The following is a 14,310-nucleotide window of genomic DNA, read 5'->3' on the forward strand; positions in this document are numbered from 1 at the left end:
GCGCACCGTGCGCGAACCGGGCACCGCGTCGCGCCGCCCTGGCGGCGCCGCGCGCCACGTCGGTGCGCTCACGCCGTTCCTGCACAGCAGCGACTCACGCATCGCCCAGCAGGCGGAGCTCGCGCTGCGCGTCGCGAGCAAGCGGCTGCCGATTCTCGTGCTCGGCGAGACGGGCGCGGGCAAGGAAGTGTTTGCGCGCGCGATCCACGACGCCGGCGCGCGGCGCGCACGGCCGTTCGTCGCGGTCAATTGCGGCGCGCTGCCGGAGGCGCTGATCGAAAGCGAGCTGTTCGGCTATGCGGCCGGCGCCTTCACCGGCGCACGCAAGCACGGTGCGCGCGGCAAGATCGCGCTCGCCGACGGCGGCACGCTGTTTCTCGACGAAATCGGCGACATGCCGCTTGCGCTGCAGACGCGCCTGTTGCGCGTGCTCGCCGACGGCGAGGTCGTGCCGCTCGGCAGCGACACACCGGTGCGCGTCGATCTCGACGTGATCTGCGCGACGCACCGCGACCTCGCGCAGATGGTCGCGGCCGGCACGTTCCGCGAGGATCTGTATTACCGGCTGAGCGGCGCGGTGTTCGAACTGCCGCCGCTGCGCGAGCGCTCGGACGTGCGTGACGTGATCGCAGCGGTGTTCGCCGAGGAAGCACATGCGACAGGCCACGTGCTGACGCTCGACGGCCCGCTTGCGGCGCAGCTCGCCGCGTATCCGTGGCCCGGCAATGTCCGCCAGTTGCGCAACGTGCTGCGCTATGCGTGCGCGGTATGCGACAGCGCGCGCGTGACGGTGCGCGACCTGCCCGCCGATCTGGCCGCGCGGCTTGCGCCGGACGCGGCCGGTGCGCTGCCCGACGATGAACGCGGCCGCATCGTCGCCGCGCTCACCGCGCACCGCTGGCGCCCCGACGCGGCCGCGCAGGCGCTCGGCATCTCGCGTGCGACGCTGTACCGGCGCATCGCAAAACTCCGGATCGTCGCGCCGCACCGCGTGTAACGGCGCGCGGTGTCAGGCGGCCTGCGCGGCCTGTGCGACCTGTGCAGCCGGCTCGCCGTCGCGCTGCCGGAACACCTCGTGCGCGGCGAACAGCGCGTTCAGCGAGGCCGGAAAGCCCGCGTAGAGCGCCATCTGCATGAATACCTCGACGATCTCGTCGCGCGTGCAGCCGACGTTCAGCGCCGCCTCGATGTGCACCTTGAGCTGCGGCTGCGCATTGCCGAGCGCGGCCAGCGCGGCGATCGTCGCGATCTCGCGCGAGCGCAGGTCGAGTTGCGGCCGACTGTAGATGTCGCCGAAGCCGAACTCGATCAGGAGTCGCGCGAAATCCGGCGCGATCGGCTCGAGCGCCGCGATCACGCGCTCGCCTACGTCGCCGTCGATTTCCTTCAATTTGGCCCAGCCGCGCGCGTAGCGGTCTTCAATGAGTCGTTCCATTGCGAAATTCCTTGATCTGGTTGTGAACGGTTCGCCCGTCGTCCCGCATCGCGTTCCGCCGCCTCGTAGTGCACGATCTTGTCTTCGATCAGGTCGAGGCTCGCCTGCAGTTCCGCGATATGCGCACGCACCGCGTCGCGATGCGCGGCGAGCAGCGTGCGCCGCGCGCCGAACGTCGGCTCGCCTTCGGCGCGCAACGCCGCGAACTGCTGCATCTGCGCGATCGGCATGCCGGTCGCCTTCAGGCGCATCACGAACGCGAGCCAGTCGAGATCGGCGGGCGCATAGAGCCGGTGACCGGCCGGCGTGCGTGAAATCGCCTGCAGCAGGCCCGCCTGCTCGTAGTAGCGCAACGTGTGCGTCGACACGCCGATCTGGTCGGCGACCTGGCCGATCGTCAGCGGACCGGCGGCGGAAGGTTTCGATACGATGTTTGACATGGCACGCTCAAGGTTAGGAGTTAGAGTTCACTCTAAGTCAAGCACCGCGTGACGGCCAGTGTGATGGTCGGTGCAGCGGTCAACGCGACAGTCAATGTGACGACAGCCGCCGATTACGTAAAGAATCGTCAAAACCGCCAGCCGGCGGCGCTTGCGGCCTTTACAGCCGCGCCACGCTTCAGCAAGATTCGGACAGCTTGTCTTAAAAAGGGCACGCACTTGCCCTATGCTTAACGGCGACGCGCGGCCTCGCGTCGCCAGCCATCCGTTGCAACAGCCATTCGTCCGTCGGAACCAGGGAGCCTGTGCCATGCTGAAAAAGCTGCTGATGCTGTTCGTCGCGTTGTCGCTGTCGCTGACCGCGGCGTTTGCCGCGGCGGTCGAGGTCAATACGGCCGACGAGGCCGCGCTCGAATCCGTGAAGGGTCTCGGGCCGGTGAAGTCGAAGGCGATCATCGACGAACGCACCAGGAATGGCCCATTCAAGAATGCTGACGATCTCGCGAACCGCGTGAAGGGTCTCGGCACGAAATCGGTCGCGCACCTCGAGGAGAACGGCCTGACGATCGGCGGCTCGTCGACGCCGCCGACGGGCGCGAAGGCAGTTAAGCCGGCCGCGACCGCGCCGGCGACGGCACCGTCGACGACACCGGCCAGCGCACCGGCACCGGCGACGAAGCCGGCGGCCACGACGGCCGCGACTGCCGCGACGGCCAAGACCGCCACGAGCACCACGACGGTCTCGGCGACGACCGGCACCGCAACGACGGCAGCACCGGCCGCCAGCGCGCCCCAAGCGGCATCCAGGCCGGCCAGCACCAAGCGTGCATCGAAGAAGGACAAGGCAGCGTCCGCCGCTGCGGCGACGACCGCCGCGGCCTCGGCGCCGGCCGAAGCGTCGTCCGCGAAGGCGACGAAGGGGTCGAAGAAGAAGAGCAAGAAGGACAAGGCAGCCTCCGCCGCCGCGGCGTCGGGCGCCTGATGCGCGCCGCGCGCGCGATCGGCGTGCGCGGCATCGTTCAACGGGCGCCGCTCACGCGGCGCCGTTTCAGTGAAGGTGAAGAATCATGGGTCTACTCGATATCGTTGGCGGTCTGATCGGCGGCGAGGCCGGCGGCAACTCGCAAAGCGCGCTGCTGTCCGCGGCGCTCGAATTCGTCAACAACCAGCCGGGCGGCCTGAACGGCCTGATCGAGAAGTTCAAGGCCGGCGGCGCCGGCGACGTCATCGGCTCGTGGGTCGGCACCGGCGAGAACCAGCCGATCTCGGCCGATACGCTGCAGAACGTGCTCGGCTCCGACGCGATCGGCGCGCTGGCGAGCAAGTTCGGCGTCGATCCGCAGCAGGCATCGGGCATTCTTGCGCAGGTGCTGCCGCACGTCGTCAACCATGCGACGCCGAACGGCGAAGTGCCGGCTGACGGCCAGGTCGACACGTCGAACGTGCTCGGCACGCTGTCGCAGCTCGCGGGCCTGTTCGGCGGCAACAAGCAGGCCTGAGCCTGAGTCGGCATTTCCGCGCTGGATAAAGAAACACCCCGCCGTCGGCGGGGTGTTTTCATTTGGGCCGCGGCCGGTCGCCCGACCGCAGTGCATGCTCAGTGCACGACGCGATCGAACACGAACTTGCCGTCCTGGACGTCGACCGGAATCACGTCCTTCGGACCGAAGCGGCCCGCAAGGATCAGCTTCGCGACCGGGTTCTCGATCTCCTGCTGGATCGCGCGCTTCAGCGGCCGCGCACCGAACAGCGGATCGTAGCCGACCTTGCCGATCTGCTCGAGCGCCACATCCGACACGTCGAGCGCCATGTCGAGCTTCGCGAGCCGGTCGTGCAGGCGCGCGAGCTGGATCTTCGCGATCGACTGGATGTTGCTGCGGTCGAGCGCATGGAACACGACGACGTCGTCGATCCGGTTCAGGAACTCGGGGCGGAAATGCTGCTTCACCTCGAGCCACACCGCGTCCTTGATCTCTTCCTGCGGCGAACCCGTCATCGCCTGGATCACCTGCGAGCCGAGGTTCGACGTCATCACGATCACAGTGTTCTTGAAGTCGACCGTGCGCCCTTGCCCGTCCGTCATCCGGCCGTCGTCGAGCACCTGCAGCAGCACGTTGAACACGTCCGGATGCGCCTTCTCGATCTCGTCGAGCAGGATCACGCTGTACGGCTTGCGGCGCACGGCTTCCGTCAGGTAGCCGCCTTCCTCGTAGCCGACATAGCCCGGCGGCGCACCGATCAGCCGCGCGACGCTGTGCTTCTCCATGAACTCGCTCATGTCGATGCGGATCAGGTGCTCTTCCGAGTCGAACAGGAACGCCGCCAGCGCCTTGCACAGCTCGGTCTTGCCGACGCCCGTCGGGCCGAGGAACAGGAACGAGCCGTACGGACGATTCGGATCGGCGAGACCCGCACGCGAACGGCGGATCGCATCGGCGACCGCGTCGATCGCCTCGTTCTGGCCGACCACGCGCTCGTGCAGCTTCTCCTCGATGTGCAGCAGCTTCTCACGCTCGCCCTGCATCATCCGCGACACGGGGATGCCGGTCGCGCGCGACACGACTTCCGCGATTTCTTCCGCACCGACCTGCGTGCGCAGCAGACGCGGACGCGTCGGGTTCTGCTGCTCCTTCTCTTCCGCCTGCGTGACCTGCTTCAGTTGCGCGTCGAGCTGCGGCAGCTTGCCGTACTGCAGCTCCGCGACCTTCTCGAGCTTGCCTTCGCGCTGCAGCCGCGCGATGTCGGCGCGCACCTTCTCGATCTCTTCCTTCAGCTGTGCGCTGCCCTGCACCGCGGCCTTCTCGGCAGTCCAGATCTCCTCGAGGTCCGAGTACTCGCGGCCGAGCCGTTCGATTTCCTCCTCGATCAGCTGCAGGCGCTTCTGCGACGCTTCGTCCTGCTCCTTCTTCACGGCCTCGCGCTCGATCTTCAGCTGGATCAGCCGGCGGTCGAGCTTGTCCATCTCTTCGGGCTTCGAATCGATTTCCATCTTGATCTTCGACGCCGCCTCGTCGATCAGGTCGATCGCCTTGTCCGGCAAGAAGCGGTCGGTGATGTAGCGATGCGACAGCTCGGCCGCGGCGACGATCGCCGGGTCGGTGATGTCGACGCCGTGGTGCAGCTCGTACTTCTCCTGCAGCCCGCGCAGGATCGCGATCGTCGCCTCGACGCTCGGCTCGTCGACGAGCACCTTCTGGAAGCGGCGCTCGAGCGCGGCATCCTTTTCGATGTACTTGCGATATTCGTCGAGCGTCGTCGCGCCGATGCAGTGCAGCTCGCCGCGCGACAGCGCCGGCTTCAGCATGTTGCCCGCATCCATCGCGCCTTCGGCCTTGCCCGCGCCGACCATCGTGTGGATTTCGTCGATGAAGACGATCGTCTGCCCTTCGTCCTTCGCGATGTCGTTGAGCACCGCCTTCAGGCGCTCCTCGAACTCGCCGCGATACTTCGCGCCCGCGAGCAGCGCCGCCATGTCGAGCGACAGCACGCGCTTGCCCTTCAGCGTCTCGGGCACTTCGCCGTTGACGATCCGCTGCGCGAGTCCTTCGACGATCGCGGTCTTGCCGACGCCCGGCTCGCCGATCAGCACCGGGTTGTTCTTGGTGCGGCGCTGCAGGATCTGGATCGAGCGGCGGATTTCGTCGTCGCGGCCGATCACCGGATCGAGCTTGCCCGCGCGGGCGCGCTCGGTCAGGTCGACCGTGTACTTCTTCAGCGCTTCACGCTGGCTTTCCGCGTCCTGGCTGTGCACCTGCGAGCCGCCGCGCACCGCGGCGATCGCAGCTTCGAGCGCCTTGCGCGTAAGGCCGTGCTGGCGCGCGAGCTTGCCGGCCTCGCCCTTGTCGTCGGCGAGCGCGAGCAGGAACATCTCGCTCGCGATGAACGTGTCGTTCAGCTTCTGCGCTTCCTTGTCCGCCTGGTTCAGCAGGCCGACCAGTTCGCGGCCGATCTGGATATCGCCGCCCGTGCCCGTCACTTGCGGCAGGCGCGTGATCGCGTCGTTGAGCGCGCCTTGCAGCGCCTGCACGTGCACGCCCGCACGCGACATCAGCGAGCGCGCGGAGCCGTCCGTCTGCGCGATCAGCGCCGACAGCACATGAACCGGTTCGATGTATTGATTGTCGCGGCCCGCCGCAAGACTCTGCGCGTCCGCCAGTGCTTCCTGGAACTTGGTGGTGAGCTTGTCGATTCTCATTCAGAGACCTCCAATTTTCGATTAACACCAAGGTGAGGATGCTTATGCGGCTTTCAAGCGGGATCGAAGTTGATTCAACGCAAAAATGCGTGTGGTATGGAACGGCGCGGGGTGGCCGCGCGCAGCATCGCGCGGCGCGGCGTCAGCCGGCGAGCGTCGACGGTTCGGCGGATCGCGCGTCTCGCACGATCGCGATCGGCTTGACGCCGAGCAGCGCCGCGAGCGGCGACGCGGGCTGCGCGAGCTCGCCGAGCGTGTGGCGGTCGAGCTCGGCGAAGAACGCGTCGCGCGCGGCCGCCAGCACGCCCTTCAGGCGGCACTGCGGCTCGATCACGCAGGCGCGCGCCGACTCGCCTTCGGCGAAGCAGCCGACCAGCGCGAAATCGTTCTCGGTCGCGCGCACGACCTGGCCGACCGTCAGCTGCGCCGATTCCGGATAGAGCCGCAGCCCGCCGTTGCGGCCGCGGACCGTGTCGACCCAGCCCAGCTCGCCGAGCCGCTGCACGACCTTCATCAGATGGTTCTTCGAAATGCCGTAGGCGTCCGAAATCTCCTGGATCGTCGCGAGCCCTTCGCCGCGCACGGCAAGGTACAGCATGACTCTCAGCGAGTAATCGGTGTAGTCGGTGAGTCTCATTGGCGAAAGCGGTCTTTAAGGATCATGCCCCGATTAGTGTGCTGCGGCGAACGGCCGCACGTGCGCGCGTGGGCGCGTGGGCGCTCGTGCGCGCTGGCCAGCAGGCGGGCCCAGACGGGCCGACTGGCGGCCCCGGTTGCCGGGACGGCCGGCGCGCAATAAGATGCGTGACATCCGCACATTTATCGAGGGGTTGGCCGACGCTATTGTGCGTCAAAATCCTGCCGGCGTCCCGCCCTTCGCCGGCCAAATACGGCCCCTTTTTTGACATGACCGACACGCCTGCCCTGCCCGATACCGCACCGATCCGCCCCCGCGACCCGGAGCCGACCGAAGCCAATATTCGCGAACTCGTGTACGCGTTCTACGATCGCGTGCGTGCCGACCCGCTGCTCGGCCCCGTATTCGACAGCAAGCTGGCCGGCCGCTGGGACGAGCATCTGCCGAAGATGGTGACCTTCTGGTCGAGCCTCGTGCTCGGCACCAAGGGCTATCGCGGCAACGTACAGCAGGCGCACCAGCCGCTCGACGGCGTCGAGCCTGCGCACTTCAGCCGCTGGCTGGCGCTGTTCCTGAAAACGGTGGAAGCGCGCTATACACCGCCCGCCGCAGTCCGCTTCATGGAGCCGGCGCTGCGGATCGCGCAGAGCCTGCAGCTGAGCCGGTTCGGCTGGGATTATCAAATTCCGCCCGAGCAGCAGGCGCTGCTCGACGCGGTCGCGCCGCGCCGCCGCGACGATCCCGATCACCTGCCGTCGCGCTCGCGCGGAGAACCGTTCCCGGGAAAGATCATCGGGCGCGGTCCGTCGGACGAATAAGCGGGACGAATAAGCGGTGCGGTGCGCCGCGCCAGCCGACAATCGGAGCCGCGGAGCCGCGGGGCCGCCGGGCCGCGCTCAGCGCGGCGCGTTGCCCGATTCGACGCCCCAGCGCGCGAGCGCCGCGTCGTCGGTGCTGCGCGCGTCCACCCAGCGCTCACCGTCGGGGGTCGTTTCCTTCTTCCAGAACGGCGCCTCGGTCTTCAGGTAATCCATCACGAACTCGCACGACGCGAACGCGTCGCCGCGATGCGCGGCAACCGTCGCGACCAGCACGATCTGGTCGAGCGGATACAGCTTGCCGACCCGATGCACGATCGCGACGTCGATCCCCGGCCAGCGCCGGCCTGCGTCGGCGGCAATCTTCTCGAGCGCCTTCTCCGTCATCCCCGGATAGTGCTCGAGCTCCAGCGCGGCGACCGAATCGCCGTCGTTCAGGTCGCGCACCGTGCCGACGAAGCACGCGATTGCGCCGATCTTCGGATTGCGCGCGCGCAGCGCCGCCACCTCGGCGTTCAGATCGAAGTCGTCGCTCTGGACTCGCACCGTTGCCATTGTCTGCCCCTTATCCGCCCCTTATCCGCCGGTCACCGGCGGGAAAAACGCGACCTCGCAGCCGTCGGTGATCCGCGTGCCGGCATCGGTCATCTCGTGATTGCATGCCATGCGCAGCGCGCGCCCTTCGGCGAGTGTTTCGGCCCACGCGCCGCCGCGCGTGCGCAGCCATGCACGCACGTCGCCGACGGTCGCGATGCCGTCCGGTACTTCCACCTGTTCGTCGGCGACGCCCAGCGCCTCGCGCACGCTTGCAAAGAATTTCAGCTGAATGTTCATCTCGTGAGGCCGCCGCGTCAGGACAGCAGTTCGGAAAACGGAAGGAAGCGCACCGTCTCGCCCGCGCTGATCGCGTGCTGCGGCGGATTGTCGATCAGGCCGTCGCCCCAGACCGTCGACGTCAGCACCGCCGAGCTCTGGTTCGGGAACAGGTCGAGGCCGCCCGCCGCGTTGATGCGCGCGCGCAGGAATTCGTTGCGCCGGTCGGCCTTGCCCTGCGTGAAGTCGGCGCGCAGCGACAGCGCACGCGGCGCGACGTCGCGCACGCCGGACAGGCGCAGCAGGAACGGCCGGACAAACAGCAGGAACGTGACGAAGCTCGACACCGGATTACCGGGCAGCCCGATGAAATGCGCATCGGGCCGGCTGTCGCCGCGCCGGATCGCGCCGAACGCGAGCGGCTTGCCGGGCTTCATCGCGATCTGCCACAGCGCGAGGCGGCCTTCGGCTTCGACGGCGGGCTTCACGTGGTCCTCATCGCCGACCGACACGCCGCCGCTCGTCAGGATCACGTCGTGGTCGCGCGCGGCCTCGCGCAGCGTGTCGCGTGTCGCGGCGAGCGAATCGGGCACGATCCCGTAGTCGGTCACATGGCAACCGAGCCGCTCGAGCAGCCCGCGCAGCGTGAACCGGTTCGAGTTGTAGATCGCCCCCGGTTTCAGCGGCTCGCCGGGCATCGTCAGCTCGTCGCCGGTGAAGAACACCGCGACCTTGATCCGTCGCGCGACGGACAGCTGCGCACAGCCGACCGATGCGGCAAGGCCGAGCGCCTGCGGCGTGAGCCGCGTGCCGGCCGGCAGGATCACCGACCCGCGCCGGATATCGGCGCCCTGCGCGGTGATCCATTCGCCGGGTTTTGGCGTGTGCAGGATCTCGACCGCGTCGCCATCGGGCTCGGCCTGCTCCTGCATCACGACGGCATCGGCGCCGGGCGGCACCGTCGCGCCGGTGAAGATCCGCGCCGCGGTGCCGGCCGCGAGCGGCTCGGCGGGATGGCCGGCCGGGATGCGCTGCGACACGGGCAGGCGCCGCTCACCGTGCAGCAGGTCGGCGACGCGCACCGCGTAGCCGTCCATCGCGCTCGTGTGCATCGGCGGCACGTCGAGCGGCGATTCGACATCGGCCGTCAGCACGCGTCCGAGCGCGTCGAGCGTCGCGACGGATTCGACGCCGGCAAGCGGCGTTGCAGCATCGAGCAGCGCGGCAAGCGCCTCGGCGGTCGACAGCATCGGCGCGCGCGGCGCCGCGGAATTCGGGTTCGACATCGATGGAATCGGGAATCGTGGAAAGCAATACGCCATTGTAGCGACGCGATCGGGCCGCCGTGCGATATGCCGGCCATGCGGAAACTGTGATTGGCGAGGATGCGCGGCGTTGGCACTTGCGTTCCGAGCCGGCCAGCGGCAGTAGCGGCCGGTTGCCGCCGCGCTTGCGCCACCGAAGCGGCCAGGCTGTGGTGCGCGCCGCCAAGCAAAACGGCCGGAACCCCGATCCGTTCGACGAATCGGCATTCCGGCCGTCCGACACCGCCGGGCCTGCGGCCCGGCAGCGCATCACGCGCCCGTATGGGTGGCGATGAAGTCCTTCACCTGCTGCGCGTCGGCCTTCACGACCTCGAAACGCTGCGGCAGCGCCTCGAGCCCGTCGAATGCGGCCGGCCGCTCGGCTTCGCGATCGAGCGCTTCGCGGATCGTCTCGCCGAACTTGATCGGCTGGGCCGTCTCGAGCACGACCATCGGCACGCCCGCATCGAGATGCTCGCGCGCGACCTTCACGCCGTCGGCCGTGTGCGTGTCGATCATCGTGTCGTAGCGCGAGAACACGTCGCGGATCGTCGCGATCCGGTCGATGTGGCTGCTGCGGCCCGACACGAAACCGAACTCGGCGACGCGCGCGAAATCGCCGCTCGCCGCGAGATCGAAACCGCCCTTCTCCTCGACGTCGCGGAACAGCTGCATCACGCGCGCCGGATCGCGGCCGAGCAGGTCGAACACGAAGCGCTCGAAGTTCGACGCCTTCGAGATGTCCATGCTCGGGCTGCTCGTGTGATAGGTGTGCTCGGCGCTGCGCACGCGGTACGCGCCGGTGCGGAAGAACTCGTCGAGTACGTCGTTCTCGTTCGTCGCAACGACGAGCTTCGCGATCGGCAGCCCCATCATCCGCGCGATATGGCCTGCGCAGACGTTGCCGAAGTTGCCCGACGGCACCGTGAACGACACGCGCTCGTCGTTGGACCGGGTCGCCGCGAAGTAGCCCTTGAAGTAGTACACGACCTGCGCGACGACGCGCGCCCAGTTGATCGAGTTGACCGTACCGATCTTCTGCTGCGCCTTGAACGCGTGATCGTTCGACACGGCCTTCACGATGTCCTGGCAGTCGTCGAACACGCCTTCGACCGCGAGGTTGAAGATGTTCGGATCCTGCAGGCTGAACATCTGGGCCGTCTGGAACGCGCTCATCTTCTTGTGCGGCGACAGCATGAACACGCGCACGCCGGCCTTGCCGCGCATCGCGTATTCGGCCGCGCTGCCCGTGTCGCCGGACGTCGCGCCGAGGATGTTCAGCGTCTGCCCGTGCTTCGCGAGCGTGTACTCGAACAGGTTGCCGAGCAGCTGCATCGCCATGTCCTTGAACGCGAGCGTCGGGCCGTTCGACAGTTCGAGCAGCGACAGCGCCGCGCCGTGCTCGGTGCCGAGCGTCTTCAGCGGCGTGATGTCGGACGCGTTCTCGCCGTGGCGCGTGTTGCGGTACACGTCGGCCGTATACGTGCGGCGCGTGATCGCGCGCAGGTCGTCGGCCGGCACGTCGTCGCAGAACTTCGACAGGATCTCGAACGCGAGATCCGCGTACGACAGCGTGCGCCAGCGCGCGAGCTCGTCGGCGGACACCTGCGGATACTCGGTCGGCAGGTACAGCCCGCCGTCCTTCGCGAGGCCGCCGAGCAGGATGTCGGAGAACGTGTGGCGCTCGCCGATGCCGGCGCCGCGCGTGGAGATGTAATTCATGTCGTCCTCAGCCTCAGTTCAGCGCTTCCATGCGCAGCTTCGTCACCTTCGAGACGACCGTCGCGAGCCCTTCGATCCGCGCGATCGCCGCGTTGACGTTCTTCTCGATCGTCACGTGCGTGATCAGGATGATGTCGGTCTCGCCGTTCGCGTCGTCGACCTGCTCCGATTCCTTCTGCAGCAGCGCGTCGATCGAGATGCCCGACTCGGCGAGGATGCGCGTGATGTCCGCGAGCACGCCGGTCTGGTCGGCAACGCGCAGGCGCAGGTAGTAGCCGCTCGTCACTTCGTCGATCGGCAGGATCGGCGTGTTCGACAGGCTGTCCGGCTGGAACGCGAGATGCGGCACGCGGTGCTCGGGGTCGGCCGTATGCAGGCGCGTGACGTCGACGAGATCCGCGACGACCGCCGACGCGGTCGGCTCCGCGCCCGCGCCCTTGCCGTAGTACAGCGTCGTGCCGACCGCATCGCCATGCACGACGACCGCGTTCATCGCGCCCTCGACGTTTGCCAGCAGGCGCTTCTCGGGGATCAGCGTCGGATGCACGCGCAGCTCGATGCCGTTTTCGGCGCGGCGCGTGATGCCGAGCAGCTTGATCCGGTAGCCGAGCTCTTCCGCGTAGCGGATGTCGGTCGCGTCGAGCTTGCTGATGCCTTCGACATACGCGCGGTCGAACTGCACCGGCACGCCGAATGCGATCGCGCTCATGATCGTCGCCTTGTGCGCGGCGTCGACGCCCTCGATGTCGAAGGTCGGATCGGCTTCCGCGTAGCCGAGCTCCTGCGCGGCCTTCAGCGCGGTCGCGAAGTCGAGCCCGCGGTCGCGCATTTCCGACAGGATGTAGTTGGTCGTGCCGTTGATGATGCCGGCGATGTACTGGATGCGGTTCGCGGTCAGGCCTTCGCGCAGCGCCTTGATGATCGGGATGCCGCCCGCGACGGCCGCCTCGAACGCGACCATCACGCCCTTCTCGCGCGCGGCCTCGAAGATCTCGGTGCCGTGCACCGCGAGCAGCGCCTTGTTCGCGGTCACGACGTGCTTGCCGTTCGCGATCGCGCGCAGCACGAGCTCGCGCGCGATGCCCGTGCCGCCGATCATCTCCGCGACGATCGCGATCGACGGATCGTCGACGACGGCGTTGAAGTCGTCGGTGATCTGCGTGCTGCCGGGCTCGCCGCCGAGCGCAGCCTGCGCCTTCGCCGGGTTGCGCACCGCGATGCGCGTGATCTCGATGCCGCGACCCGCGCGACGCTTGATTTCTTCCTGATTGCGGCGCAGCACCGTGAAGGTGCCGCTGCCTACCGTGCCGAAGCCCAACAGGCCAACTTTGATCGGTTCCATGCTGCGTTTGATCGATGAGTAAAAGTTAAATGGGGATGTAGGTATCGCGCGGTATCGCCGGCTCAGACCGAATGGCGCTTCCGATAACCGTCGAGGAAGCGCGCGATCCGGTTGATCGAATCGGTCAGGTCGTCGAGGTTCGGCAGGAACACGACGCGGAAATGGTCCGGCGTCGCCCAGTTGAAGCCCGTGCCTTGCACGAGCAGCACGCGCTCCTCGAGCAGCAGGTCGAGAATGAACTGCTGGTCGTTCCGGATCGGGTAGAGCTTCGGATCGAGCCGCGGGAACATGTAGAGCGCGGCCTGCGGCTTCACGCAGGTCACGCCCGGGATCGACGTGAGCATGTCGTACGCGAGTTCGCGCTGCTTGTAAAGGCGCCCCGACGGCACGATCAGCTCGTTGATGCTCTGGTAGCCGCCGAGCGCCGTCTGGATCGCGAACTGCCCCGGCACGTTCGCGCACAGGCGCATCGACGACAGGATCCCGAGCCCCTCGAGATAGTCCTGCGCGCGGCGGCGGTTGTCGCCGCCGAGCCCCGACACGGCCATCCAGCCCGCGCGGTAGCCGCACGAGCGATAGCTCTTCGACAGGCTGTTGAACGTGACGGTGATCACGTCCTCCGACAGCGCGGCCATCGCCGTATGCTCGAGGCCGTCGTAGACGATCTTGTCGTAGACCTCGTCGGCGAACACGATCAGGCCGTGCTGGCGCGCGATCTCGAGCAGTTCGAGCAGCAATTCGTCCGAATAAAGTGCGCCCGTCGGGTTGTTCGGGTTGATCACGACGATCGCCTTCGTGTTCGGCGTGATCTTGCGGCGGATGTCGTCGAGATCGGGCATCCACGCGTTCTGCTCGTCGCACACGTAGTGCACGGGCGTGCCGCCCGACAGGCTCACGGCGGCCGTCCACAGCGGATAGTCGGGCGCCGGCAGCAGCACCTCGTCGCCGTCGTTCAGCAGCCCCTGGGTCGCCATCACGATCAGCTCGGACGCGCCGTTGCCGATGTAGATGTCGTCGAGGCCGACGCCCACCACGCCCTTTTGCTGCGTGTAGTGCATGACCGCCTTGCGCGCGGAGAACACGCCCTTCGAATCCGAATAGCCGGACGAGGTCGGCAGGTTGCGGATCATGTCCTGGATGATCTCGTCCGGCGCGTCGAAGCCGAACGGCGCGAGGTTGCCGATATTCAGCTTGATGATGCGGTGGCCTTCTTCTTCGAGGCGCTTCGCGTGCTCGAGCACCGGGCCACGGATGTCGTAGCAGACGTTGAGCAGCTTGTTCGATTTCTGGATCGGTTTCACGACGACACGGTTCCTGGATAATGCCTGGCGGCCTGGGAGACGGGAATCGAAACTGGAGAGCGGCCGGTCGGTGCGCGCTGTCTAGGCTGGACGATTGTGGCGGCCGGGCGCGGCTTGTGGCGACGCACGACGCGAACGCCGCCGGGGGGCGGCCAAAAAGTTATAATTTAGCGGATTTTGGCCGACTTTCGCAATGCACAATGCCGCGCCGGGCCCTCGCCGTCTGGCGTCCCGCGCGCCCGGCACGCGAAAACGGCCGCCCGGGCCCGTGCGGCCCACCTTGGCGGCTCCGCCTGGGCGGCC

The 14,310-nt window shown here is 67.6% G+C and carries 14 protein-coding genes; 4 read left to right on the plus strand and 10 right to left on the minus strand.

The window, feature by feature from the left end:
- A partial coding sequence (locus G3N94_RS34465; protein WP_205798381.1) for a sigma 54-interacting transcriptional regulator occupies positions 1-997 on the plus strand: 997 nt, incomplete at its 5' end.
- A gap of 12 nt (positions 998-1,009) precedes the next feature.
- Here G3N94_RS34465 and G3N94_RS34470 read toward each other — a convergent pair.
- Together G3N94_RS34470 and G3N94_RS34475 are read right to left on the minus strand one after the other, a co-directional pair.
- Positions 1,010-1,435, minus strand: coding sequence for a carboxymuconolactone decarboxylase family protein (locus G3N94_RS34470; RefSeq protein ID WP_205798383.1), 426 nt, complete (start codon positions 1,433-1,435; stop codon positions 1,010-1,012).
- The gene (locus G3N94_RS34475; RefSeq protein WP_205798385.1) at positions 1,387-1,875 is read right to left on the minus strand and encodes a MerR family transcriptional regulator; all 489 of its coding nucleotides are present in this window, start codon (positions 1,873-1,875) and stop codon (positions 1,387-1,389) included. Before G3N94_RS34475 ends, G3N94_RS34470 begins: the two co-directional genes overlap by 49 nt.
- Before the next feature lie 310 nt (positions 1,876-2,185).
- Between G3N94_RS34475 and G3N94_RS34480 the strand changes: the two genes are divergently transcribed.
- Both G3N94_RS34480 and G3N94_RS34485 read left to right on the plus strand, forming a co-directional pair.
- Positions 2,186-2,857, plus strand: a complete 672-nt coding sequence (locus G3N94_RS34480; protein WP_205798387.1) for a helix-hairpin-helix domain-containing protein — start codon at positions 2,186-2,188, stop codon at positions 2,855-2,857.
- Between the two features lie 85 nt (positions 2,858-2,942).
- Positions 2,943-3,374 carry a YidB family protein gene (locus G3N94_RS34485; protein WP_205798389.1) on the plus strand — a complete coding sequence of 144 codons (432 nt, stop codon included), beginning with the start codon at positions 2,943-2,945 and terminating at the stop codon, positions 3,372-3,374.
- A 98-nt stretch (positions 3,375-3,472) separates the two neighbouring features.
- On the opposite strand, the gene clpB is transcribed toward G3N94_RS34485, so the two are convergent.
- Positions 3,473-6,070 (minus strand): ATP-dependent chaperone ClpB, encoded by a 2,598-nt coding sequence (gene clpB / locus G3N94_RS34490; protein WP_205798391.1) that lies wholly within the window; start codon positions 6,068-6,070, stop codon positions 3,473-3,475.
- 142 nt (positions 6,071-6,212) lie between these two features.
- A complete protein-coding gene (locus G3N94_RS34495; protein ID WP_205798393.1) occupies positions 6,213-6,707 on the minus strand; it encodes an Rrf2 family transcriptional regulator in 495 nt (164 codons plus the stop codon).
- 269 nt (positions 6,708-6,976) lie between these two features.
- Between G3N94_RS34495 and G3N94_RS34500 the strand changes: the two genes are divergently transcribed.
- Positions 6,977-7,525 carry a group III truncated hemoglobin gene (locus G3N94_RS34500; protein ID WP_205798395.1) on the plus strand — a complete coding sequence of 183 codons (549 nt, stop codon included), beginning with the start codon at positions 6,977-6,979 and terminating at the stop codon, positions 7,523-7,525.
- A 78-nt stretch (positions 7,526-7,603) separates the two neighbouring features.
- On the opposite strand, the gene moaE is transcribed toward G3N94_RS34500, so the two are convergent.
- The 6 genes from moaE to G3N94_RS34530 all read right to left on the minus strand — a co-directional run bounded on the left by moaE (position 7,604) and on the right by G3N94_RS34530 (position 14,007).
- Complete coding sequence (gene moaE / locus G3N94_RS34505; RefSeq protein ID WP_205798397.1) at positions 7,604-8,080, minus strand: molybdopterin synthase catalytic subunit MoaE; 477 nt, start codon at positions 8,078-8,080, stop codon at positions 7,604-7,606.
- 21 nt (positions 8,081-8,101) lie between these two features.
- A complete protein-coding gene (gene moaD, locus G3N94_RS34510) occupies positions 8,102-8,359 on the minus strand; it encodes a molybdopterin converting factor subunit 1 (protein WP_205798399.1) in 258 nt (85 codons plus the stop codon).
- Positions 8,360-8,376: 17 nt separating this feature from the next.
- Entirely contained in the window at positions 8,377-9,624 is a 1,248-nt protein-coding gene (gene glp / locus G3N94_RS34515) for a gephyrin-like molybdotransferase Glp (RefSeq protein WP_205798401.1), read from the minus strand.
- A gap of 288 nt (positions 9,625-9,912) precedes the next feature.
- Complete coding sequence (gene thrC / locus G3N94_RS34520) at positions 9,913-11,364, minus strand: threonine synthase (protein ID WP_205798403.1); 1,452 nt, start codon at positions 11,362-11,364, stop codon at positions 9,913-9,915.
- Between the two features lie 13 nt (positions 11,365-11,377).
- Entirely contained in the window at positions 11,378-12,706 is a 1,329-nt protein-coding gene (locus G3N94_RS34525; protein WP_205798405.1) for a homoserine dehydrogenase, read from the minus strand.
- Positions 12,707-12,768: 62 nt separating this feature from the next.
- Positions 12,769-14,007 carry a pyridoxal phosphate-dependent aminotransferase gene (locus tag G3N94_RS34530; RefSeq protein WP_205798407.1) on the minus strand — a complete coding sequence of 413 codons (1,239 nt, stop codon included), beginning with the start codon at positions 14,005-14,007 and terminating at the stop codon, positions 12,769-12,771.
- Positions 14,008-14,310: the final 303 nt, after the last annotated feature.

Origin of the sequence: Burkholderia sp. Ac-20353, from assembly GCF_017104785.1 — a bacterium.
Classification (GTDB): Bacteria; Pseudomonadota; Gammaproteobacteria; order Burkholderiales; family Burkholderiaceae; genus Burkholderia.

Coding starts and splice junctions, on each gene's coding strand:
- G3N94_RS34470 (WP_205798383.1), bottom strand. CDS start 1,435: ATGGAACGACTCATTGAAGACCGCTACGCGCGCGGCTGGGCCAAATTG.
- G3N94_RS34475 (WP_205798385.1), bottom strand. CDS start 1,875: ATGTCAAACATCGTATCGAAACCTTCCGCCGCCGGTCCGCTGACGATC.
- G3N94_RS34480 (WP_205798387.1), top strand. CDS start 2,186: ATGCTGAAAAAGCTGCTGATGCTGTTCGTCGCGTTGTCGCTGTCGCTG.
- G3N94_RS34485 (WP_205798389.1), top strand. CDS start 2,943: ATGGGTCTACTCGATATCGTTGGCGGTCTGATCGGCGGCGAGGCCGGC.
- clpB (WP_205798391.1), bottom strand. CDS start 6,070: ATGAGAATCGACAAGCTCACCACCAAGTTCCAGGAAGCACTGGCGGAC.
- G3N94_RS34495 (WP_205798393.1), bottom strand. CDS start 6,707: ATGAGACTCACCGACTACACCGATTACTCGCTGAGAGTCATGCTGTAC.
- G3N94_RS34500 (WP_205798395.1), top strand. CDS start 6,977: ATGACCGACACGCCTGCCCTGCCCGATACCGCACCGATCCGCCCCCGC.
- moaE (WP_205798397.1), bottom strand. CDS start 8,080: ATGGCAACGGTGCGAGTCCAGAGCGACGACTTCGATCTGAACGCCGAG.
- moaD (WP_205798399.1), bottom strand. CDS start 8,359: ATGAACATTCAGCTGAAATTCTTTGCAAGCGTGCGCGAGGCGCTGGGC.
- glp (WP_205798401.1), bottom strand. CDS start 9,624: ATGTCGAACCCGAATTCCGCGGCGCCGCGCGCGCCGATGCTGTCGACC.
- thrC (WP_205798403.1), bottom strand. CDS start 11,364: ATGAATTACATCTCCACGCGCGGCGCCGGCATCGGCGAGCGCCACACG.
- G3N94_RS34525 (WP_205798405.1), bottom strand. CDS start 12,706: ATGGAACCGATCAAAGTTGGCCTGTTGGGCTTCGGCACGGTAGGCAGC.